The organism is Paracoccus hibiscisoli (assembly GCF_005048265.1).
Taxonomy (GTDB): Bacteria; Pseudomonadota; Alphaproteobacteria; order Rhodobacterales; family Rhodobacteraceae; genus Paracoccus; species Paracoccus hibiscisoli.
The window spans coordinates 1-1,574 of sequence record NZ_SUNH01000091.1; the positions used below are offsets into that span (position 1 = coordinate 1).

The 1,574-nt window shown below is 69.4% G+C and carries 2 protein-coding genes; both read right to left on the minus strand.

Features of this window, described 5'->3' with window-relative positions; translation table 11 throughout:
- Positions 1-730 (minus strand): transposase (locus FA740_RS20550; protein ID WP_136858428.1); only part of this gene is annotated, 730 nt, incomplete at its 3' end.
- A gap of 279 nt (positions 731-1,009) precedes the next feature.
- On the minus strand, positions 1,010-1,465 hold the full coding sequence (locus FA740_RS19440) for an Lrp/AsnC family transcriptional regulator (protein ID WP_136858429.1): 456 nt from the start codon (positions 1,463-1,465) through the stop codon (positions 1,010-1,012).
- Positions 1,466-1,574 lie beyond the last annotated feature (109 nt).

Genomic DNA, 1,574 nt, shown 5'->3' on the forward strand with positions numbered 1-1,574 from the left:
GCGACGGTTGAACGGCTCTCATGTGGGGGTTGGCCGCTGCGTGACTGTGGTGTCGTCCTGGGGCAGCCTCGTTCCAACTGGCGGGCGTCAACAATGTCGGCCCATGACAGGGCACGAGGGTTCTCTGCCGCGTTGCGTCCCCGACCTTGGGCATTGGCATGATGGGGGGCTGTTGTCTCCTCAGCCTTGGGTCTTGGCCTGGCAGACAGGAGCGGTCGTTACGGCCCTCTGCGATGGCCCGGATGACGGCCGCTCTCTTGCGCGCGATTGCCGTGATGACCACCCCCTTCGCCGGTCCGGCTGCGACGGGATGGCGGTCGCGCGGGCACGTCCTGAGCGGTCCGTTCCATGGCCCTGTCGCAGACAGCCGTCGACAGGGCCTCCGACCGGGGATGGCGGGTCGGGGTGGCGCTGGCCTGTATCCGGCAGAGCCATGGATCTGCGCGCGTCGGGCAAGCCCGCTGCCCGCCCTGGTGACTCCACCCCGACAGAGGCTGGTGCCGCCGGAATGCCCGGACGGGGTTAGTCCCGGACAAGCCCTCAGTTGGCGCGGGTCGTCGACGCGCTGGAGATCCCGGACCTGGGCCATCACCATTACGGCCGCGATGAATGCAACCCCGCGCATCGCGTGAACGGCCGCAACGACCGGCGCGAGGCTTCCGGTCGGCAGAAGGTCGGCGATCTGCCCGGTCCAGACGCTCGACCCGCGCCTCGGCATCCGCGACGGCATCACTGTCCTGAGGGACGATCTGCTGCGCCGGATGTGTTTGATACACCGTCGCCGGCCCGAGCCGGCATGGACCCGTCCTGCCCGTCCTGCCGGGACAGACCCGGCCGTGGCGGGGCGCGGGGCGACGGTCGGTGCGTGCCACGTCGCATCATGGGCGAGGAGGGCCGCCTTGTCACATCGACCGCTTGCCGGGCAGCATGGGGACGAGGCTGGAACGGAAAGCGGGCGGAGGCTCAGGGCAACCTGAGGACGGTCGCGCAGGCGTGGGCCGCAGGGACGTCAGTCGGTCAGCCCGTCATCCTTGATCGTCTTCAGCACCAGGAACGTCTGGGCGCCCTTGACCGCGGGCAGGGACAGCAGGTGGTCGTCCAGAAAGCGGTTATAGGCGGGCAGGTCGCGGCAGGTGACGTGCAGGTGGTAATCGGCGGCCCCGGTCGTCGCATAGCGGGCGCGCACCGCCGGCGTCGTGCGGGTCATGCGGATGAAGTCCTGGACCAGCGCCTGGTCGTGCCGCTCCAGGTTGACATGCACGATGGCCTTGAAGTGATCGCCCAGCACGTCGTCATCCAGATCGACGGTATAGCGGCGGATCGCGCCCGTCTCCTCCAGCGCGCGGACGCGGCGCCAGCAGGAGGAGGGCGACAGGCCCACCCGCTCGGCCAGGGTGGCGTTGGGGATGCGGCTGTCGCGGCGCAGCTCGGCCAGGATGCGGGCGGTGGGGTCGTCGGCTGGCATGGCGTTCCGGTTTTCAGGGGTCTGGCGGTCAGATTATTCGCCGCGCGGCGATTTGGCCAGAAGTCTGGAGAAAATGACCGCCGCCCCAGGGGTATCATCGGCGGATGCG